18 protein-coding genes are annotated in these 20252 nt (G+C 73.6%); 6 read left to right on the forward strand and 12 right to left on the reverse strand.

All coding sequences use genetic code 11. The annotated features are described in order from the left end of the window. Positions 1 to 5 precede the first annotated feature (5 nt). The 9 genes from E4622_RS22825 to E4622_RS13975 all read right to left on the reverse strand — a co-directional run bounded on the left by E4622_RS22825 (position 6) and on the right by E4622_RS13975 (position 8681). On the reverse strand, positions 6 to 1004 hold the full coding sequence (locus E4622_RS22825; protein WP_167736090.1) for a glycoside hydrolase family 6 protein: 999 nt from the start codon (positions 1002 to 1004) through the stop codon (positions 6 to 8). Positions 1005 to 1054: 50 nt separating this feature from the next. Next, entirely contained in the window at positions 1055 to 2560 is a 1506-nt protein-coding gene (locus E4622_RS22830; protein ID WP_167736091.1) for a hypothetical protein, read from the reverse strand. Beyond that, complete coding sequence (locus E4622_RS13945; protein ID WP_134740856.1) at positions 2557 to 3111, reverse strand: hypothetical protein; 555 nt, start codon at positions 3109 to 3111, stop codon at positions 2557 to 2559. The genes E4622_RS22830 and E4622_RS13945 overlap by 4 nt, the downstream gene beginning before the upstream one ends. Before the next feature lie 60 nt (positions 3112 to 3171). Then, positions 3172 to 3561 (reverse strand): universal stress protein, encoded by a 390-nt coding sequence (locus E4622_RS13950; protein ID WP_134740857.1) that lies wholly within the window; start codon positions 3559 to 3561, stop codon positions 3172 to 3174. Next, on the reverse strand, positions 3558 to 5096 hold the full coding sequence (locus tag E4622_RS13955) for a tripartite tricarboxylate transporter permease (protein WP_134740858.1): 1539 nt from the start codon (positions 5094 to 5096) through the stop codon (positions 3558 to 3560). Before E4622_RS13955 ends, E4622_RS13950 begins: the two co-directional genes overlap by 4 nt. A 70-nt stretch (positions 5097 to 5166) precedes the next feature. Further along, complete coding sequence (locus tag E4622_RS13960; RefSeq protein WP_245156029.1) at positions 5167 to 5709, reverse strand: tripartite tricarboxylate transporter TctB family protein; 543 nt, start codon at positions 5707 to 5709, stop codon at positions 5167 to 5169. Then, positions 5706 to 6698, reverse strand: coding sequence for a tripartite tricarboxylate transporter substrate-binding protein (locus tag E4622_RS13965; protein WP_245156030.1), 993 nt, complete (start codon positions 6696 to 6698; stop codon positions 5706 to 5708). Before E4622_RS13965 ends, E4622_RS13960 begins: the two co-directional genes overlap by 4 nt. Positions 6699 to 6731: 33 nt before the next feature. Beyond that, the gene (locus E4622_RS13970; protein WP_134740859.1) at positions 6732 to 7904 is read right to left on the reverse strand and encodes an acyl-CoA dehydrogenase family protein; all 1173 of its coding nucleotides are present in this window, start codon (positions 7902 to 7904) and stop codon (positions 6732 to 6734) included. Between the two features lie 132 nt (positions 7905 to 8036). After that, positions 8037 to 8681, reverse strand: coding sequence for a hypothetical protein (locus tag E4622_RS13975; protein WP_134740860.1), 645 nt, complete (start codon positions 8679 to 8681; stop codon positions 8037 to 8039). A gap of 121 nt (positions 8682 to 8802) precedes the next feature. On the opposite strand from E4622_RS13975, the gene E4622_RS13980 reads away from it, so the two are divergent. From E4622_RS13980 to E4622_RS14005, 6 genes are all read left to right on the forward strand, one after another. Further along, complete coding sequence (locus tag E4622_RS13980) at positions 8803 to 10596, forward strand: biotin carboxylase N-terminal domain-containing protein (protein ID WP_245156031.1); 1794 nt, start codon at positions 8803 to 8805, stop codon at positions 10594 to 10596. A 17-nt stretch (positions 10597 to 10613) separates the two neighbouring features. Continuing rightward, on the forward strand, positions 10614 to 11102 hold the full coding sequence (locus E4622_RS13985; RefSeq protein ID WP_245156032.1) for a PH domain-containing protein: 489 nt from the start codon (positions 10614 to 10616) through the stop codon (positions 11100 to 11102). Further along, positions 11099 to 12655 (forward strand): PH domain-containing protein, encoded by a 1557-nt coding sequence (locus E4622_RS13990; RefSeq protein WP_134740861.1) that lies wholly within the window; start codon positions 11099 to 11101, stop codon positions 12653 to 12655. The genes E4622_RS13985 and E4622_RS13990 overlap by 4 nt, the downstream gene beginning before the upstream one ends. Beyond that, a complete protein-coding gene (locus E4622_RS13995; RefSeq protein WP_134740862.1) occupies positions 12652 to 13821 on the forward strand; it encodes a sensor histidine kinase in 1170 nt (389 codons plus the stop codon). The genes E4622_RS13990 and E4622_RS13995 overlap by 4 nt, the downstream gene beginning before the upstream one ends. Then, positions 13818 to 14480 (forward strand): response regulator transcription factor, encoded by a 663-nt coding sequence (locus E4622_RS14000; RefSeq protein ID WP_134740863.1) that lies wholly within the window; start codon positions 13818 to 13820, stop codon positions 14478 to 14480. The genes E4622_RS13995 and E4622_RS14000 overlap by 4 nt, the downstream gene beginning before the upstream one ends. A 75-nt stretch (positions 14481 to 14555) precedes the next feature. After that, complete coding sequence (locus E4622_RS14005; protein ID WP_134740864.1) at positions 14556 to 16682, forward strand: MMPL family transporter; 2127 nt, start codon at positions 14556 to 14558, stop codon at positions 16680 to 16682. On the opposite strand, the gene E4622_RS14010 is transcribed toward E4622_RS14005, so the two are convergent. The 3 genes from E4622_RS14010 to E4622_RS14020 are packed head-to-tail and all read right to left on the reverse strand — an operon-like array spanning position 16609 to position 20216. Next, positions 16609 to 18042 (reverse strand): FAD-binding oxidoreductase, encoded by a 1434-nt coding sequence (locus tag E4622_RS14010; protein ID WP_134740865.1) that lies wholly within the window; start codon positions 18040 to 18042, stop codon positions 16609 to 16611. The two genes, E4622_RS14005 and E4622_RS14010, sit on opposite strands and share 74 nt — an antisense overlap. Positions 18043 to 18061: 19 nt before the next feature. Then, positions 18062 to 18970, reverse strand: a complete 909-nt coding sequence (locus tag E4622_RS14015) for an AEC family transporter (RefSeq protein ID WP_134740866.1) — start codon at positions 18968 to 18970, stop codon at positions 18062 to 18064. Between the two features lie 10 nt (positions 18971 to 18980). Next, the gene (locus tag E4622_RS14020) at positions 18981 to 20216 is read right to left on the reverse strand and encodes an alpha-hydroxy acid oxidase (protein WP_134740867.1); all 1236 of its coding nucleotides are present in this window, start codon (positions 20214 to 20216) and stop codon (positions 18981 to 18983) included. Between the last annotated feature and the right edge of the window lie 36 nt (positions 20217 to 20252).

Raw genomic sequence — 20252 nt, forward strand, 5'->3', positions numbered from 1 at the left:
TGGTGTCACCAGCCGGACGCGGTCGCCATCTCCAGCGCGTGTTGAGGCCAGAACTCTCCGGCCGCCGGACCGCCCTGGCACTCGCCGTCGCTCTCACCTGGGGGCTTGACCCAGAGGTAGGCGTCGAGGCCGGTCCCGTCGTCCACGGCCTCGGGGTCCCGCCCGTAGGCGCGCCCCGGCGGGTTGCACCACTCCTGGGTCGAGCCGCGCCCGTTGCGCCCGCTGTCGATCACGTAGTGCGTCCCGCCGAGCAGCCCGCTGAGCTCGTCGGCGTAGCTGCGCTCGGCGTCGTCCTCCTGGTAGTTGGACACGTTGGTGGCGAAGCCCCGCGCCTCGCCGATGCCGGCGCGCTGCAGGACCGGGGCCAGCGACTGCGGAGTGACCCAGTCGGAGTGCCCGCCGTCGAGGTACGTCGCCGTGCCGGCCGCCGCGAGCCGGCTGACCGCGTCGCTGATCAGCCCGACGCGCTCCTCGAGGTTGTCGCACTGCAGCGCGGAAGCCAGCGCGTCCGGCTCGACCACGACCGCGGAGCCGGTGGCGGCGTCGGCGATCTCCTGCACCCACGGGCCGTACTCCGCTGCGGGCAGACCGCCGCCCGAGAAGCCGCCGGTGCAGTCGCGGTCCGGGATGCCGTAGACCACGAAGGTCGGGACCTGCTGGCGCTCGGCGGCGTCCGCGACGATCGCCGCGACGGCCGGACCCACCTGGCCTGCCGGGAGCGCCTCCGGGGTGAGCCAGATGCCGGCCGGGGTCTCGGCGAGCCTCGTGAAGGCTCGGGCAGCGGCGTCGTCGCCGGCCGCCAGCGCCTGGTCGGCGGCCGTCTTGGCGCGGTTGCCGGGGTCGACGTAGAGCCCACCGCTCGTGAAGGGGTTGCCCTCCACGGGGGCCAGCGTGGCCGTGGGCGGGTCCTGGGGGTCGTCGGGGTCGTTGCCGTCCGCCCCGGCGCAGCCGCTGAGCAGCAGCAGGCCGAGCACGACAGGCACCCACGCACGCTCCGAGATCACGGGTCCATCATGCCCTGCAGCCCCCACGCACCTCGCACGGCACGGCCGTCTCAGATCGCGAGGACCAGGATGCCGAGCGCGACCGCGACGCTGGCGACGGCCAGGCCCAGCTGCACCCAGTAGAGCCCGCGGTGGACCGCGGCCGGTGTCGGCGCCCCGACGGCCTGGGGCACGGCCGGCAGGTCGTGCGCCACCCCGACGGCCACGCGCCGCTCGGCGCGCACCTGCAGCCAGAGCCCCAGCGCGAGCGCCAGCAGCGGCGCGGCGGTCGGCCAGTAGCGCGCGGACGCGAGGTGGATGAACGGCTGGGTGAGCAGCGCCCCCAGGCCCAGCTTGAGCACGATGCTGAGGATCTGGGACTCGAAGGAGCGGCGGGTGGCGAGCAGCAGCACCCACACCAGGACGACCAGCGAGAGGTACCACATCAGGGTCGTGAGCAGCGTGACGAACCAGTAGGTGAAGGTGTCCCCGTCGGTGTCGGGGTCCATGAGCTGGTCGTTGTAGCCGGCCGGCTCGAGCGCGTAGGCGTAGAAGTTGCCGAGCACGTCGCGCGAGTAGCTGTGCGGGGTGACGTCCTGCCGGGCGTAGGCCGACATCTCCGACTGGATCCCGACCTGGTCGCCGTCCGTGGCGCGCGCGACCTCGCGGGCGTAGCGCAGCGGCGAGAACCAGATCGTGCTGCCGGGGTCGCAGGGACCGAAGCAGATCCGGTCGTACTCGCCGAAGGTGTTGGCCAGCACGGTCGGCACCGAGGTCGTGGTCACCACGCGCCCGCCCAGGGTGTGCGACGCCGCCACCGACCAGGGCAGCAGCAGGCCGATGAACACGACCCCCGCGAGGGCCATCGCTCCGACCCCGCGGAGCCGCTCGCGGCGGCGCAGCAGCACCACCAGGGCGACGAACAGCACGAGGAAGAGGCCGCCGACCAGCAGCGCGGTGCTGGACCGCAGGTAGACGATCACGATGCCCACGAGCCCCAGCCAGGCGCCCTCCCGCAGCGAGAACCCGACCCCCTTGCGCACCTGCCGGAAGATCGAGACGAGGTGGCAGATCAGCATGACGACCAGGAGGCCGGCGTTGAGGTCGCCCCACGCGCCGTACATGAAGAGCAGGTACATCGGCACCAGGCCGGGGAAGACCAGCAGCAGCGCGGCGTAGCGGTCCCCGAAGGTACGGCGCACGGTGCGCACCGTGAGCAGCAGCACGACCGTCGAGACGACACCGAGGTAGCAGCGGATGACGAAGGTGGAGGCGTCGGGGTCCAGGAGGAACAGCGGGGTCAGCAGCGCGGACATGCCGGGCATGAACCAGCCGCTGCCGACGACGTGGCGCTCGAGCTCGGAGGAGTCGAGGGGGCCCAGCCCGACCAGGTCGCGCACCAGGTTGGACAGGGCCTTGCCGCCGTCGACGTAGTAGGCCTCGTCGCCGACGAACGGCGTGTGACCGACCTTGGGCAGCAGCGCCAGCTTGAGCAGCACGTGCGCGGCGACGAGCACCGCGAGGAGGGTCCCGCCCCGGGGCAGGCGGCGGTAGGCCCGCTCCAGCTCCTCGATCACTTCGCCAGCTCCCACGAGTCGGGGAAGCGCTTGGTGGCGTAGGGGTCGTCGCAGATCGGGTCGTCGGAAGCGAGCGGGACCGACGGCAGGTCCAGGAGCACCGTGCCGCGCACGGTGGAGTCGGCGGGGATGCCGCTCAGCTGGCGCACCTCGGCGGTGACCGGGCCGGTGTCGGGGCGCGTGAAGACCAGCGCGTCACCGCGGCCGGCCTCGGGGGTGAAGCCGGCCTCCACGAACGAGGCGGTGAGGCTCTCGCGGACCTCGTCGGCGTCGACGAGGTCGTACTGGACGAGCAGCTCGCGACGCGAGTCGCCGTCCACCTGGACGTCCCCGTCGGTGCGGACCTGGTGGGCGAAGTCCAGCGTCAGACCCTCGGGCAGCGGGTAGCAGGGCAGCTCGAGCGCCGGGGGGTCGAGCACCGGCCGGTAGCTGCCCTCGGGCTCGGCTCGCCCCAGCTGCGGGCTCAGCGCGACCAGCGCGACAGCCAGCAGCGACACGATGCCGACGGACACGCGGCGCACGACGGCGGACGCGTCCGGGTTCCTGGGCACGGCGCGAATGCTAAACCAGCCGCTCGGGGTTCGCCGAAAGGAGGCCGGGCCGTCCGGGCCTCACTCGGGCCGGACCGCCAGCACGTCGCAGGGGGCGTCGAGCAGGACCTTCTGGGCCACGCTGCCCATCAGCATCTTGCCCACCTGGGAGCGCTTGCGGATGCCGATGACGATGAGCTCGGCGCCCACCTCGGTGGCCACCTCCACGATCGAGTCGGAGACGTCCGGGCCCAGTGCGTGCCGCACGGACGCCGGGATCGCCTCGGCGACCAGGCGTCGCTCGAGCTCGGCCACACCGGCCTCACCGAGGTACTTGCTGTCGATCAGGGCGTCGCCGCGGCTGGAGTTGACCACCACGAGGTCGCCACCGCGGCGGCGCACCTCGGCGATGCCGGCGTCCAGCGCGGCCTCGCCGTACTTGTTGGGGATGTAGCCCACGACGACCGTCATCGCGACACCTCTTCCTTGTCGTTGGTCCCGTCCTGCGCGTCGGCCGCCAGCGGCGCGTCGCCGCGCACCCGGTCGATCACGATCGGCACGACGACCGCCAGCACGATGATGACGTAGATGCCGATGGCCAGGCCCTCGTTGAAGAGGCCGCTGATGTCGCCGTTGGAGATGTCGAGCGCCTCGCGCATCTTGACCTCCATCAGCGGCCCGATGATGACGCCGAGGATCAGCGGCAGGATCGGGATGCCGAAGCGGCGTACGGCGAACCCGACGGCGCCGAAGACCAGCAGCAGCGCGATGTCGAAGGGGTTCTGGTCGACGGCGTAGGCGCCGAGTGAGGCGAAGAACAGGATGCCGGCGTAGAGCTGCGGCCGCGGGATCTGCAGCAGCTTGGCCCACAGCGGCGCCAGCGGCAGGTTGATCACGAGCAGGAGGGTGTTGCCGATGAGCAGGCTCGCCAGCAGCGTCCAGACGAGGTCGGGCTGGTCGGTCATCAGGGTGGGTCCCGGGACGATGCCGTAGGTGGTCATCGCGGCCAGCAGGATCGAGGCGGTGGCCGTGACCGGGATGCCGAGGGCGAGCAGCGGCACGAACATGCCCGCGGCGCTGGCGTTGTTGGCGGCCTCGGGACCGGCGACGCCCTCGATGGCGCCGTGCCCGAACTCGTCGCCGTTCTTGGCGAGCTTCTTCTCGGCGATGTAGGACAGGAAGGTCGGGGTCTCCGCACCACCCGCGGGCAGCGCGCCGAACGGGAAGCCGATCGCGGTGCCGCGCAGCCACGGCTTCCAGGAGCGGGCCCAGTCCTCGCGGCCCATGAACGGGCGCCCGACGGGCACGACCTCGACCGGGTTGCGGCGCAGGTGGGCGGCGATCCACAGGGACTCGCCGATCGCGAACAGCCCGACCGCGACCACGACGATGTCGACGCCGTCGACGAGCTGGGTGATGCCGCCGGTGAGGCGCGCCTGGCCCGTGGACAGGTCGAGGCCGACCAGCCCGATCGTGAGCCCGACGAACAGACCGATGAACCCGCGCAGGCGCGAGGACCCGAGGACGGCCGAGACGAGCACCAGCGAGAGCAGCATGATCGCGAAGAACGACGGGGCGCCGATCTTGACGGCCTGCTTGGCGATCGTCGGCGCGAAGAACGCGACCAGCAGGGTGCCGATGGTGCCGGCGACGAAGGACCCGATCGCGGCCGTGGCGAGCGCCTGCGCGGCGCGGCCCTTCTTGGCCATCTTGTTGCCCTCGATGGCCGTCATCACCGAGGCCGACTCACCGGGGGTGTTGAGCAGGATCGAGGTGGTCGAGCCGCCGTACATGCCGCCGTAGTAGATCCCGGCGAACATGATCAGCGACTGCGTGACCTCGAGGCCGTAGGTGATCGGCAGCAGCAGCGCCAGCGCCATGGCCGGGCCGATGCCGGGCAGCACGCCGACGAAGGTGCCGATCAGGACGCCGATGGCGGCGTACATGAGGTTCTCGGGCGTGAAGGCGGAGCCGAGGCCGTCGAAGAGCAGGTTGAGGGTGTCCATCAAACGGGGTCCCTGCGGAGTTGTTTGGCGGAGGAGCGGAGCGGGGGAGGCGAAGAACTCCGTGGGGTGTTCACAGGATCCCGTCCAGGATGCCGGGCGAGAGCGGGACGCCGAGGGCGGTGTAGAAGAAGTACCAGCTGGCCACCGACAGCACGGCGCCGACGAGCACGTCGCGCAGCAACGTGCGGCTGCCCAGGGCCCAGGCGCAGCCCGCGAAGAGCAGCGCCCCGGTGATCGCCCAGCCGAGGACGTTCACGAGCAGCAGGTTGAGCACCAGGATGGCGACCAGCTTGCCGACGGTGGTCCAGTCGGCCGGCGAGGTGAGGTCGACGTCCTCGCCGGCCTCGCCCTCCCCCACGTCGCCGCGTGCGGTGGCGACCGCCAGCAGCACGGCCAGCACGAGCATCCCGGTGCCGATGACGTAGGGGAACACCCGCGGGCCCACGGGGTCGGCGAACCCGACGTTCAGCCCCCGCGCGTCGACCAGCGTGTAGGCGCCGACGACCGCCAGCACCGCGGCGAGCCCGTACTGCGCCTTGTCCACCCGACGCTCCTGGGTCACCGGCTCGTCGTCCACGGTGCTCCGGGCCGGGTCCTTCGCCGTGTCCTTCACAGCAGCCCCAGGTCCTCGAGCGTGCCGGAGACGCGCTCGTCCTGCTCCTCGAGGAACTCCACGAAGTCCTCCCCCGTCTTGAAGTCGTCGGTCCAGCCGTACTGCTCGAGGGCGGCTGCCCAGGCGTCGGTGTCGTGCATCTCCTGCAGGTAGGCGATCAGCTCGTCGCGGCGATCGTCGCTGATGTCGGGCGGGGCCAGCACGCCGCGCCAGTTGAGGAACACCAGGTCGATGTCGCTCTCGGTCAGCGTGGGCACGTCGGTCAGCGCCGGCTGCGGCTGGCGCTCCTCCCCCGAGACCGCGAGGACGCGCAGCTCGCCGTCCTCGATCTGCTGGGTGAACTCCGCGAGGCCCGAGAAGCCGGCGTCGATCTTGGACCCGAGCAGGGCGCTGGTCAGCGGACCGCCACCGTCGTAGGAGACGTAGTTGACGTCGTTGGGGTCGATCCCGACCGTGTCGGCGAGCTGCATGGGGAACAGGTGGTCGGGCCCGCCCGGGGACGAGCCGCCGCCGACCGCCAGGTCCCCGGGGTTGGCGCTCCAGACCTCGACGAAGTCGTCGATCGTCTTGTAGGGCGAGTCGCCGGGCACCAGGACGCCCTCGGGCTCGCTGATCAGCTGCGCGAGCGGGGTGGCGTCGGTGAGCCGGCGCTCGTTGCCGAAGGAGTAGAGCGAGCCGACGACGCCCAGCCCCACGGTGATCATCGTGTGCTCGTCGCCGGCGTCGCCGACCATCTCGGTGAACGCGTTGGTGCCGCCGGCGCCCTCGATGTTGTCGACGGTGAAGTCGCCGCCGGTGACGTCGCCGTCCTCCATGATCTTCACGGCCTCGCGGCCGGTCTGGTCGTACCCGCCGCCCGCGGCGTTGGGGATGATCATCAGGATGTCGCGGCTGTCGTCTCCGCGCGTCACCCCGCAGGCGGAGGTGGCCGCGACGAGCGCAGCCAGGGACGTTGCGACCGTCGTACGTCGCCACCGAGAGTCAGGCACCCACGGGAACCTACTCCAGGGGCGTGTCGCGCGTCACTCCACGGGTAGGCCGAGGCCCCGCGCGATCAGCATCCGCTGCACCTCGGAGGTGCCCTCGCCGATCTCGAGCACCTTGGCGTCGCGGTAGAAGCGGGTGATCGGGTACTCCTCCATGAAGCCGTAGCCGCCGAACACCTGCGTGGCGATCCGGGTCGCGGTCACCGCGGACTCGGTGGAGTAGAGCTTGGCGACCGAGGCCGCCTGCTTGAAGTCCTTCATGGGGGCGCCGGAGTCCTTGAGCCAGGCGGCCCGGTAGGTGAGCAGCCGGCTGGCGTGGAGCATGGTCTCGAGGTCGGCGATCTGGAAGGCGACCCCCTGCTTGCGCCCGATCGGGCCGCCGAACGTCTGGCGCTCGCCGGCGTACTGCACGGCCATGTCGACGCAGGCCTGGATGCAGCCCACCGACAGCGCGGAGATCGCGACGCGGCCGTCGTCGAGCGTGGCGAGGAACTGCGCGTAGCCGCGGCCCTCGGCGCCGAGGAGGTGGTCGGCCGGGACGCGGGCGTCCTCGAACGACAGCGGGTGCGTGTCCGAGGCGTGCCAGCCGAGCTTGTCGTAGGCCTTCTCAACGGTGAACCCGGGCGTGCCCGAGGGCAGCATGATCACCGAGATCTCCGGCTTGCCGTCGGCGCGGGTGCCGGTGCGGGCGGTGACGTTGACCAGGCTGGTGATCTCGGAGCCGGAGTTGGTGATGAACTGCTTGGCGCCGTTGACCACCCACTCGCCGTCGTGGAGCTCGGCCTTGGTGCGCGTGGCGCCCGCGTCGGAGCCGGCGCCGGGCTCGGTGAGGCCGAAGCCGGCGAGCTTCTCGCCGGCGACGAGCTCGGGCAGCCAACGCTCCTTCTGCTCGGGGGTGCCGTAGGTCAGGACCGGGTTGATGCCCAGGCCGACGCCGGCCTGGAGGGTGATCCCCATCGACTGGTCGACGCGCCCGATCTCCTCGATCGCCACGCACAGGCTGGTGAAGTCGCCGTCCTCGCCGGCGCCGCCGTACTCCTCGGGGGCGGTGAGGCCGAAGAGCCCCAGCTTGCCCATCTTCTGCACCACGTCGACGGGGAAGTGGTGGTCGCGGTCCCACTGCGCGGCGTGCGGCGCGATCTCCGCCTCCGCGAACTCGCGCACGCTGCGGCGGAACTCCTCGTGCTCTTGGCTCAGGTCGAAGCTCATGGGCTCACTGTAGCGCCCAGGTTAATGATTGTTAACCGCCCACGGGCGGAGCTTCTGGGCATTTCCTGGCGCTTCTGGGGCAGAGTTCTGGCCCAGAACGTCAGGTTTTTCAGCAGCCGCTGAAAAACCTGCTCAGTCGCAGTTGTCGCACACCCCGGTAGCGGGCAGCGCCATGAAGCAGCGGTCGCAGACGGTGACGGGGCGGTCGGAGGCGGCGATGCGCGGCTTGACCGGGGGCGCGGGGGGCTTGGCGACGCGCGGGGTGCGGACGGCACCGGACGACCCGGACGTCGACGCGGCGCGGGTACGCCGCCGGCCGACCGGCTCGGGGACCGGCGCGGGCACGGCGTCAGCGGGCGCGGAGCCGGCCCAGCGGTAGCACTCGAGGCGGGCGGCGGACGCGTGCGCCTCGCGCTTGTGGGGGTCGAGGATCGGCAGCCGGTCGTCGACGCGCAGCACGTCGTCGTAGGCCTCGCCGACCCACCGCGTGTGCGGGTCCACGACGAGCGCGGGCAGCGGCGGCGTGCCCTCGTGGCGGCACAGGTGGGCCACCGGGACCAGCACCTTGGCCAGCCACTGCGCCACCGGCCGGCTGGTGCGGATGTCGCTGGCCTCCTGCACGCGTTCGCCGAGGTCGGTGGTGGTGATGGTCGCGCGGTAGTCCCCCGCGACCTCGACCAGCACGCCGTACGCCTCGCGCACCCAGGCCTCGAGGGCGATCGCCTCCGAGGTGGGGGTGCCGGACGGTTCCCGCCAGAAGCCCTGTCGTTGCGCCACTGCTCCACCTTAGGCACCACGCCGGCACGACGCGCGGTCCCACCGAGATGTACCTCACGCCCCGCGGGCCGGATCGGGCGATACCCTGCCGGGCGGAGACCCACGACCACAGGAGCGCCACGTGCCCGACCCGGCCCACATCAAGCCGCTGCAGAAGGTGCTCGTCGCCAACCGCGGCGAGATCGCCGTCCGCGTCATCCGCGCCTGCAAGGACGCCGGCATCGGCTCCGTGGCCGTCTACGCCGACCCCGACCGCGACGCGCTGTTCGTGCGGCTGGCCGACGAGGCCCACTCCCTCGGGGGCGCGACGCCGGCCGACTCCTACCTCGACATCGGCAAGATCATCGCCGTCGCGCAGAAGTCCGGGGCCGACTCGATCCACCCCGGCTACGGCTTCCTCGCCGAGAACGCCGACTTCGCCCAGGCCGTGATCGACGCCGGGCTCACCTGGATCGGTCCCCCGCCCGCCGCCATCGAGGCGCTCGGCGACAAGGCCAAGGCCAAGCACATCGCCGACAAGGCGAAGGCGCCGCTCGCCCCCGGCACCAAGGACCCCGTCAAGGACGCCGACGAGGTCGTGGAGTTCGCCAAGGCCAACGGACTCCCGGTCGCGATCAAGGCGGTCTTCGGCGGCGGCGGGCGCGGCCTCAAGGTGGCCCGCACACTGGAGGAGATCCCCGACGCCTACGAGTCGGCCGTCCGCGAGGCCGTCACGGCGTTCGGCCGCGGCGAGTGCCTGGTCGAGAAGTTCCTCGACAAGCCGCGCCACGTCGAGACCCAGTGCCTGGCCGACCAGCACGGCAACGTCGTGGTCGTCTCCACCCGCGACTGCTCGCTGCAGCGCCGCAACCAGAAGCTCGTGGAGGAGGCGCCCGCGCCCTTCCTGACCGACGACCAGGTCACCCAGCTCTACGAGTCCTCCAAGCGCATCCTGACCGAGGCCGGCTACTACGGTGCCGGCACGTGCGAGTTCCTCGTCGCCCAGGACGGCACGATCTCCTTCCTCGAGGTCAACACCCGCCTCCAGGTCGAGCACTGCGTCTCCGAGGAGGTCACCGGCATCGACCTGGTCCGCGAGATGTTCCGCATCGCGGCCGGCGAGGAGCTCGGCTACGGCGACCCGGAGATCCGCGGGCACTCCATCGAGTTCCGCATCAACGCCGAGGACGGCGGGCGCAACTTCATGCCCGCCCCCGGCACCCTCTCGGCCTGGAGCCCGCCGAGCGGTCCCGGGATCCGCGTGGACGGCGGATACGAGAACGGCGAGACCATCCCGGGCTCGTTCGACTCCCTCATCGCCAAGCTCATCGTCTCCGGCCGCGACCGCACCCAGGCGCTGGAGCGCTCGCGCCGCGCGCTCGACGAGTTCGTCGTCGACGGCATGCCCACGGTGATCCCCTTCCACCGCGCGGTCGTCTCCGACCCGGCCTACGTCGGCTCCTCGACGCCGTCCGGCGAGGGCGAGTTCACCGTCTACACGCAGTGGATCGAGACCGACTTCGACAACCGGATCACGCCCTACGGCGGCGAGTCGGCCGAGGCCGCCGAGCCCGTGGAGACCCAGAAGGTGGTCGTCGAGGTCGACGGCCGCCGGCTCGAGGTCGTCCTCCCGGCCGGCCTGGGCGGCATCTCCACCGGCGGTGGCGGCGCGAAGAAGCCCAAGCGCGCGGCCGGCAAGAAGGCCGGCGCCGCGGCCAGCGGCGACTCCGTGACCAGCCCGATGCAGGGCACGATCGTCAAGGTGTCGGTCGAGGAGGGCCAGGAGGTCGCCGAGGGCGACGTCATCGTGGTCATGGAGGCCATGAAGATGGAGCAGCCGCTCAAGGCCCACAAGGCCGGCACCGTGACCGGGCTCCAGGCCGAGGTCGGCGCCACCGTCACCAACGGCGCCGTCATCTGTGAGCTCAAGGACTGACCGCTAGCCTCGGCAGCGTGGACCTGCCGACGCTGCGTGAGCCCCGCGAGCGGGTCAGCCCCCGGGCGCGCCTGATGTGGCAGCTCTCCAACCTCCTCGAGGGCGTCGTCACCGTGACCGTCCTGGCGGTGGTCGCCGCGCTGTGGGACGCCGTCGACCTCGCCTGGTGGATGGTCGCGCTGGCCCTGCTCGTCGTCGTGGCGTACGCCGCCGTCGTGCCCCAGTGGCGCTACCTCGTGCACCGCTGGGAGGTCACCGACACGGCCGTCTACACGCAGACCGGGTGGTGGGCCCGCGAGCGCCGCATCGCGCCCATGTCGCGCATCCAGACCGTCGACTACGCCGAGACGCCGGTGGCTCGCCTGTTCGGCCTGGCCACCGTCACCGTGACCACCGCGTCGGCCGCCGGCGCCCTGCAGATCGCGGGCCTGCAGCAGGCCCGCGCGCAGCGGCTGGTCGACGACCTGACGCTCAAGGCGGACGCCGTGGAGGGCGACGCGACGTGAGCGCGCCCGCTCCCCCGGCCCCGCCCGGCGAGTGGCAGCGGCTGGACCCGCGCATGCTGCTGGTCCACCCCGTCCGCGAGGTGGTCCGCTTCCTGCCGCCGCTGGTCGGGCTGTTCCTCGCGGGCGCCGCCTCCGGCGGGCAGCCGTGGCAGTTCCTCGGCATCGTCGTGCCGGTGGTGCTGGGGCTCTTCCGCTACCTGACCACGAGCTTCCGGATCGCCGCCGGTCGCGTCGAGCTCAAGCGCGGCCTGCTCTCGCGCCACGTGCTCTCGACGCCGCTGGACCGCGTGCGCACGGTCGACCTCACCGCCTCCCCGATCCACCGGGTCCTGGGGCTGACCACGCTGCGCATCGGCACCGGCACCGGCGCGAGCGGTGACGACGACGACCTCGACCTCGACGGACTCCCCGTCGCTCGCGCCCAGGAGCTGCGTGCCGACCTGCTCCGCACGGCCCGCGCCGAGGTGGTGGCCGGGCCGGACGGCGTACCGGACGATCCCGACGCGCCACCCGCTCCCGAGCGCCCCGTGGTGGAGCTCGACCTGGCCTGGCTGCGCTACGCGCCGCTGACCACCAGCGGGCTGGTCGTCACCGCCGGCATCCTCGGCCTGGGCGGGCAGGTCCTGGGCAACGTCGACCTCTGGGACGAGGTGGACCCGACCTCCTGGCACGTCGGCCTCCCCGGCTGGACCGCCGTGCTGCTCGGCCTGGTCGTGCTCGCCGTCCTCGTCGTCGCGGTCTCGGTGGTCGGCTACCTCGTCACCAACTGGGGCTTCGCGCTGACCCGCAGCCGCGGGTCCTGGCACCTGCGGCGCGGTCTGGTCACCACCCGTGAGACGAGCCTCGACGAGGAGCGGGTCGCGGGGGTGACGGTCGGCGAGCCGCTCGGCCTGCGGCTGGCGGGCGGCGGGCGGCTCACCGCGATCGTGACCGGGCTCGGGTCCGCCTCGGGCAGCTCGACCCTCGTGCCGCCCGCGCCGCTGGCCGTCGTGCAGCGCGTCGGCGGCGCCGTCCTCGCCAGCACCGCCCCGGTCACGGTGGCGCTCACCGGTCACGGCCCCGCCGCGACCCGGCGGCGCTACACCCGCGCCGTCGGTACGGCGGTCGTGCTCGCCGCCGCGGTGGCCTCGGTGCCACTGCTCCTCGGGGCTCCCTGGTGGGCGGTGGCTCCGGTCCTCGTGCTGCCCCTCGCCGCGCTGCCCCTGGCCGCCGACCGCGCCCGCGGGCTTGGCCACGCCCTCTCCGACGGCCACGTCGTCGCCCGGTCCGGCACCCTCGCGCGCCGTCGCGACCACCTCGAGGTCGACCACGTCATCGGCTGGAACCTGCGCGCCACCTGGTTCCAGCGGCGCGTCGGCCTCACCTCGCTCGTCGCGACCACCGCGGGCGGGCCCCAGTCGGTGACGGTCCTGGACGTCCCCGAGCCGCTGGCCGTCGCCCTCGCCGACGCGACCCTGCCCCACGTCGTGCGCCAGTTCCTGGCACCGGCGTCCCAGGATCCCCCGCCCGAGGGAGTCGGCGAGGGCCGCGGGACTGCCAGACTGCCCGGGTGACGATCGACCTCGACCCGTGGCGCCGGCGGTTGGACCCGCTGCTGGACCCGTTCGTCGCGGCGACCGTGTGCCTGCTGTCCCTGCTGCCGCTGCTGCGCATGGACGACGGCTGCGGCTGCCCTCCGGCGCCGTGGTGGGGCTACGCCGTCGTGGCCGCGCAGTGCGCGCCGCTCGCGGTGCGCAGACTCTTCCCGTTCGTGGCGCCCCTGGCCACCGGGCTCGCCACGATGGCCTACGGCATCACCGACCTGCCCGACCCGCCGGTGCCCTACGCCGCGCTGGTCTCGCTCTACACCGTCGCCGCCTACGCCCCCCGCGCCTGGGCCAACGGCGCCGGGGCCTTCGCGGTCGTGGGTGTGGCCGCGGTGTTCGTCGTGGACTGGCCCCAGTGGGACGCGGAGGACCTGAGCGTCACGGTGCTGCTGATGTCGACGGCGTGGCTGCTCGGCGAGGCCGCCCGCAGCCGGCGCGACCGCGCGGTGCAGGCCGAGGCGCGGGCCGCGCAGCTCGAACGTGCCCGCACCGCCGAGTCGGAGGCGGCCGTCGCCGCGGAGCGCAACCGGATCTCGCGCGAGCTGCACGACGTCGTCGCGCACCACGTCTCGATGATGGTCGTCCAGGCCGAGGCCGGGCCGGTGGTCGTGCACGGCGACCCGGACCGCGCCGCGGCGACCTTCGACGCGATCAGCGCCGCCGGCAAGCAGGCCCTGGCCGAGATGCGCCGGCTCCTGGGCGTCCTGCGCGAGGACGAGGCGGCGCCGCTGGCCCCCCAGCCCGGCGTCGCCGCGCTGAGCGGGCTGGTCGACGGGGTGCGCGAGGCCGGGCTCGACGTGCGTCTCGACATGCGGCCGGCCGACGAGCCGCTGCCGCCGGCGGTCGACCTGACGGCGTACCGGCTCGTCCAGGAGTCCCTCACCAACGCGCTGCGCCACTCCGGCGGCGCCCGCGTCTCGGTCGAGGTGAGGACCGAGGCGGGGACGCTGCTCGTGCGGGTGCTCGACGACGGCGTGGGCGGGAGCGTCGAGCGGCGTGAGGGCGGGCACGGGCTGGTCGCGATGCGCGAGCGGGTCCAGCTCGTCGGCGGCACGCTGGAGGCGGGGCCGCGACCGGGCGGCGGCTGGGCCGTCTCGGCGTCCCTCCCGCTGGCGGCGGCGGTGACGCGATGACGGTCCGGGTGCTGCTGGCCGACGACCAGGCGCTCGTGCGCGCGGGCTTCGCGATGATCCTCGACGCCCAGCCCGACCTGGAGGTCGTCGGCGAGGCCGCCGACGGCCGGGAGGCGGTCCTGCTGGCCGAGCGGCTGCGACCCGACGTGGTGCTCATGGACATCCGGATGCCCGAGCTGGACGGCATCGCCGCGACCGCCGCCGTGACCGCTGCCCGGCCCGAGGTGCGCGTGCTGGTGCTGACGACCTTCGACCTCGACGACTACGTCTACGACGCACTGCACGCCGGGGCGAGCGGCTTCCTCCTCAAGGACGTGGGGCGCGACGAGCTGGTGGCCGCCGTGCGCGTCGTCGCAGGCGGGGACGCCCTCCTGGCGCCGTCGGTCACGCGCCGCCTGCTCGCCGACTTCGTACGCCGCCGGCCCGCCGCCGCGGACACCGCCGGGGTCGCGCGCCTCACCGCGCGTGAGCAGGACACGCTCGGCCTGCTGGCCCAGGGGCTGTCGAACGCCCAGATCGCCGAGCGGCTCGTCGTCAGCGAGCACACGGTCAAGACCCACGTCGGCAACGTGTTGCACAAGCTGGCGCTGCGCGACCGGATCCACGCGGTCATCTACGCCTACGAGCACGGCCTCGTCGTGCCCGGCGGGCGCGACTGACTCCCTCTCACGGGGGAGGCGGGTCCACTCCCGCGGGCGATCCGCGAGCGGCCCGTCCGGTCCTAGCGTCGCCGCATGACCTCGCGACTCGCCCGCACCTGCCTGCGCCACCGCCGCCGCGTCCTCGCCGCCTGGGTCGTCGTCGTCGTGCTCGGCCTCGCCGTCTCCCCCGGGCTCTTCGACCGGCTCACCTCCGAGGCCGGCTCGGTCGACGGCACCGAGTCCGACCGGGCCTCGCAGCTCCTGCGCGCGGCCGACCCCCGGGGCCCCGAGGTCGTCGCCGTCCTCGACGACGTGCCGGCCACGTCACCGGCCACCCGCGCGGCGGTCGAGCGGCTGGGGTCGCAGGTCGCGGCCATCGAAGGCGTCGCAGAGGTCGCGACCCCCTGGACCGGCCTGCCGCCCGGAGCCGCGCCGCACACCGAGGCCGTGGGCGTGGACGGACGAGCCGTCGCGGTCTCGGTCCGGGTCGAGCCGACCGAGGTCGGCTGGGCGGCGCTCGACGAGGTCGAGACGGCGCTGCGCGGCGCGGACGCGCCCCGCGTGCTGCTCGGGGGCGAGACCCTGATGGACGCCGAGATGGACGACCAGGCGGCCTCGGACCTGGCTCGCGCCGAGCTGCTCTCGCTGCCGGTGCTGCTGGCCCTGCTGCTCGTCCTCTTCGGCGGCGTCGTCGCCGCGGGCCTGCCGCTGGTCGTCGCGGTCACCGGCATCGCCGGGACCCTCGGCACCCTCACGCTGGTCAGCCTGGTCACCGACGTCTCGGTCTACGCCGTCAACATCGTCACGATGCTCGGGCTCGGCCTCGCGGTCGACTACGCCCTGCTCGTCGTCTCGCGCTTCCGCGAGGAGCGGGCCGGAGGCCTCGAGCTGGAGGCCGCCGTCGTCGCGACCATGGCGAGCGCCGGTCGCACCGTCGCCTTCTCCGCCGCAACGGTCTCAGCGGCGCTGGCGGCGCTGCTGGTCTTCCCCGACGACTTCCTGCGCTCGATGGGCCTGGCCTGCCTGGCCGTGGTCGTCCTCGACGTCGTCGCGGCCCTCACCCTGCTGCCCGCGCTGCTGGGCGTCGCCGGGCGGAGGATCCGCCCGGCGCGCGCCACCCGCCACGACCGGGGGGCGTTCGTGCGGATCTCGCGCGTGGTGTCCCGGCGTCCGCTGGCCATCGCCCTCGTCAGCGCGGCGCTGCTCGCGGTCGCGGCCGTGCCGTTCGCCGGCGCGCGCTTCAGCGAGCCCGACGAGCGCTCGCTGCCGGCCTCCTCGGAGAGCAGGGCGGTCGCCGAGCTGGCCGCCGGGCAGTTCCCCGACTCGCTCGCGGAGCAGGTGACCGTGGTCGCGGAGGCCGAGTGGTCCGAGTCCGAGCTCGCCGGCTACGTACGCCGCCTGGAGGCCCTGCCCGGGGTGGCGGACGTCCAGCCCACGGCCGGCCCGGACCTGACCGCCGTACGGCTCGTGCCGGAGGGCGGCGGCGACGAGGCGGCCCGGGCCGGGCGGATCGTCCAGGACGTGCGCTCGCTCGAGGCACCCACGCCCGTGCTCGTCACCGGGGACGCCGCCGAGCTGGCCGACTACCGCGAGGCGATCGTGTCGCGGCTGCCGTGGGCGTTGCTGGTGCTGGTGCTCGCGACGTTCGTGCTGCTGTTCGCGTTCACCGGGTCGGTCGTGGTGCCCCTCAAGGCGCTGGCGATGAACACGCTGAGCCTCGGGGCGACGTTCGGAGCGCTGGTGTGGGTCTTCCAGGACGGCCACCTCGGTGGCCTGGTCGGCACCGGAGCCCTGGGCAGCCTGTCGATCACCACGCCGGTGCTGGTGTTCGCGATCGCGTTCGGGCTGTCGATGGACTACGAGGTGTTCCTGCTGGGCCGCATCGCCGAGGAGTGGCGCGCCACCGGCGACAACGGGCGCGCCGTGGCCGTGGGGCTGCAGGCGACCGGCCGCATCGTCACCGCCGCCGCGCTGCTGATGGTCGTCGTCTTCGGCGCCTTCGTGGCCGGCGGCTTCTCCCCCGTCAAGCAGGTGGGCTTCGGCCTGGCGCTGGCGGTGGCGGTCGACGCGACGGTCGTGCGGATGCTGCTCATGCCGGCCGTCATGACGCTGATGGGCCGCGCGAACTGGTGGGCGCCGGCGTGGCTCACCCGCCGCCGGGACGCTCGGGCAGCACCTTGCCCGGGTTCAGCAGCCCTCGCGGGTCGAGGGCGTCCTTGAGCGCGTGCATCAGGTCGACCTCCACCTCCGACTTGTAGCCGGCGGCGGCGTCGCGCTTGAGCGCGCCCAGCCCGTGCTCCGCGCTGATGCTCCCCCCGAGCGCGGCGACGGCGTCGTAGACGGCGCGGGTGAGCGCGGGCGCGGCGGCGCGCAGGGCGAGGTCGTCCCCGACGGGACCGCTGAGGTTGTAGTGCAGGTTGCCGTCGCCGACGTGGCCGTAGGTCACCAGCCGCACGCCCGGCAGGAGCGCCACGAGCTCGGGCCCGACCCGGTCCACGAAGCCCGGCAGGGCGGCGATCGGGAGGGTGACGTCGTGCTTGAGCGAGGCCCCCTCGGCCTTCTGCACCTCCGAGACGCCCTCGCGCAGCGCCCACAGGGCGGCGCGCTGCGCCGGGCTGCCGGCGACCACCGCGTCGACGACCAGGTCCAGCTCGACCGCCGCGGCGAGCGCCTCCTCCAGCCGCTGCTCCACGCTGTTGGAGGTCCCGGCGAGCTCGACCAGGCCGTACCACGGGTGCGGCCCCTCGAACGGGTCGCGCGCACCCGGCAGGTGCGTCGTCACGAGCTCGAGCGCCTGGCGGCTCAGCAGCTCCCAGGCGGTCAGCTCGCCACCGCCGTGCTCGCGCAGCAGCGGCAGCAGCGCCACCGCTGCGTCGACCGACGGCAGCGCCAGCAGCGCGGTCGCGCGGCGCGGGGTGTCGGGCAGCATCCTCAGCACGGCCGCGGTCACGATGCCCAGCGTGCCCTCGGCGCCGATGAAGAGCTGCTTGAGGTCGTAGCCGGTGTTGTCCTTGCGCAGCGGCCGCAGCCCGTCCCAGACCCGCCCGTCGGGGAGCACGACCTCGAGCCCGAGGACCAGGTCGCGCATCATCCCGTAGCGCAGCACCGCGGTGCCGCCGGCGTTGGTGGAGACGGTGCCGCCGACCGTGCAGGAGCCCTCGGAGCCGAGCGACAGCGGGAACAGCCGCCCCACGGCGGCCGCCTCCTGCTGCACCGTGTGCAGCACCACCCCGGCCTCGACGGTGATCGTGTCGGCCACCGGGTCCACCTCGCGGACGCGGCGCATCCGGTCCAGCACCAGCACCACCTGGTCGCCGGAGCCGTCGGGGACCGAGCCGCCGGCCAGGCCGGTGTTGCCGCCCTGCGGCACGACGGCGACGCCGGCGGCGGCGCACGCCCCGACGGCCGCCGCCACCTGCGCGGTGTCCGCCGGGCGCAGCACGGCGGCGGCGGTACCGACGAAGACGCCGGTCCAGTCCGAGACGTACGGCGCGACGTCGCCCGGCTCGGTCAGCACGCCGCGCAGCCCGAGGAGCCCGCGCAGGCGGTCGAGCAGGTCGGAGGAGGGGGCAGTCGTCATGGGAGGTCCTTGGGGACGGTCAGCCGAGCAGGACGGCGACGAGCAGCGCCACCGGGAGGCTGCACACGGTCGTCACCAGGATGCTCTCGCGAGCAAGGTCGGTGCCGACGTCGTAGCGCGTCGCGTGCAGGAAGATGTTCTGGGCCGTGGGCAGCGCGGCGGTGAGCACGACGCCCAGCAGGGCGGTGCCGTCGAGCCCGAGGCCGGTGCCGACGGCCCAGGCCACCACCGGCATGAAGGCGAGCTTGAGCAGCGACACGGCCACGACCTCGCGGGTGTGGCCGGTGCGCCCCGGCAGGGGGCTGAGCCGCAGCGCCGCGCCGTAGGAGATGAGCATGAGCGGGATGGCCGCGCCGGCCACCAGGCGCACCGGCTGGTCGACCACGAGCGGCAGCCGCCACCCGGTCGCCGCCAGCACGACACCGACCGACGCGGCGATGGTCAGGGGGTTGGTGACCAGCCGCCGCACGATCGCGAGGACGCCGGTCCCCCGGCCCGCGCGACGGTCCAGCACCGCGAGCGCCAGCGGCTGCACGACGAGCATCTGCACCAGCAGGGTCGGGACGACGACCGTGATGTCGCCGACGACGTACGCCGCGATGGCGATGCCGAGGTTGCCGGCGTTGACGTACGACGACGCGAGCGCACCGACCACGGTCGCGCCCACCCCCTGCCGCCACCGGCGCGCCAGCAGGACGTAGACGCCGAACGCGGCCGCCAGCGACGCGGCGGAGGCGGTGAGGTTGACCGCGGCGCCGGCGAACTCCACCTCGCTGATCGTCGTCACCATCAGCGCGGGGCTCGCCACGAAGAACGCGATCTCGCCGAGCGTGCGCTGGGAGCGCGCGTCCAGCACGCGCGCGTGCGCCAGCCCCACCCCGCACAGGATGACCACGAGGATCGTGCTGAAGCCGGTCAGCAGGCCCATGTCGGGCCCGTCACGACGGTCGCAGCCGCACGTGCTGGGGCCCGATGCTCGCGACGTCCGGCGTGCCGAGCAGGCACATCGCCCGCTGCAGCTCGTCCACGAGGAGGTCCAGGGTGGCCGTGACGCCGGCCTGGCCGCCGAGCATCAGCCCGTAGAGGTAGGCCCGCCCGACCAGCACGCCGCGCGCGCCCAGCCCGAGGGCCGCCACGACGTCGCCGCCGGAGCGGACCCCCGAGTCGAGGTAGACCTCGGCGAGGTCGCCGACCGCGTCGACGACATACGGCAGCAGCTCCAGCGGCACGGGCGCGCGGTCGAGCTGGCGCCCGCCGTGGTTGGACAGCACGACGGCGTCCGCGCCGGCGGCCACCGCCTGCCGCGCGTCGTCGACCGAGAGCACGCCCTTGACCACGACCGGCCCGCCCCACTGCTCCTTGAGCACGGTGATGTCGTGGGGCCGGATGGCCTGCTCGCGGAGCTGGTTGGACATCCCCCAGCGCCCGTAGGTCGAGCCCTCGGGGAAGGTCGCGAAGCGCAGCGGCTCCGTGCTGAGGATGTGGGCCACCCAGCCGGGGTGTCGCGCCAGGCCGGCCAGCGTGCGCGCGGTCAGCTGCGGCGGGATCGCGAAGCCGTTGCGCTTGTCCTGGCGCTTCATCCCGGTCACGGCCGTGTCCACCGTCAGCATCAGCGCCTCGTAGCCCTGCTCCCGCGCCTCGGCGAGGTGCGCGAGGCTGACGGCCCGGTCCTTCATCAGGTAGAGCTGGAACCAGTTGCGGCCTCCGGGAGCGGCCCGTGCGGTGTCGGTGATCGAGGTGGTGGCGTACGTCGACAACGTGTAGGGCAGGCCCGCCTCCGCCGCTGCGGCCGCGACCGCCCGCTCGCCGGTGTGGTGGCTGAGCCGGGTGTAGCCGGTGGGGGCCAGCACGATCGGGGCCGCGGCGGGCCGCCCGAGGATCGTGGTGCTGACATCGGGCTCGGCGACCTGGCCGAACACGGTGGGCCGCAGCTCGACGCGCTCGAAGGCCTGCCGGTTGCGGGTCATCGCCAGCTCGCCGTCGGAGCCGCCGTGCACGTAGTCCCACACGGCCCCGGGCACCCGCCGCCGCGCGAGGCGCTCGAGGTCGTCAACGCTCAGCGACCGGGCGATCCGCCCCGCCGCGCCCAGCCGCACCGGTCGGGTCCGGAGGAAGGGCTCGACGTCTCCCCATCGCGGCACGCGACGGCGGGACGGAACGGAGGTGGTGCGCACCTGGACTCCTCGCTACTCGTACGATAACTTCATAAC

The sequence above is a fragment of the Nocardioides sp. 503 genome, from assembly GCF_004522095.1.
Lineage (GTDB): Bacteria > Actinomycetota > Actinomycetes > Propionibacteriales > Nocardioidaceae > Nocardioides.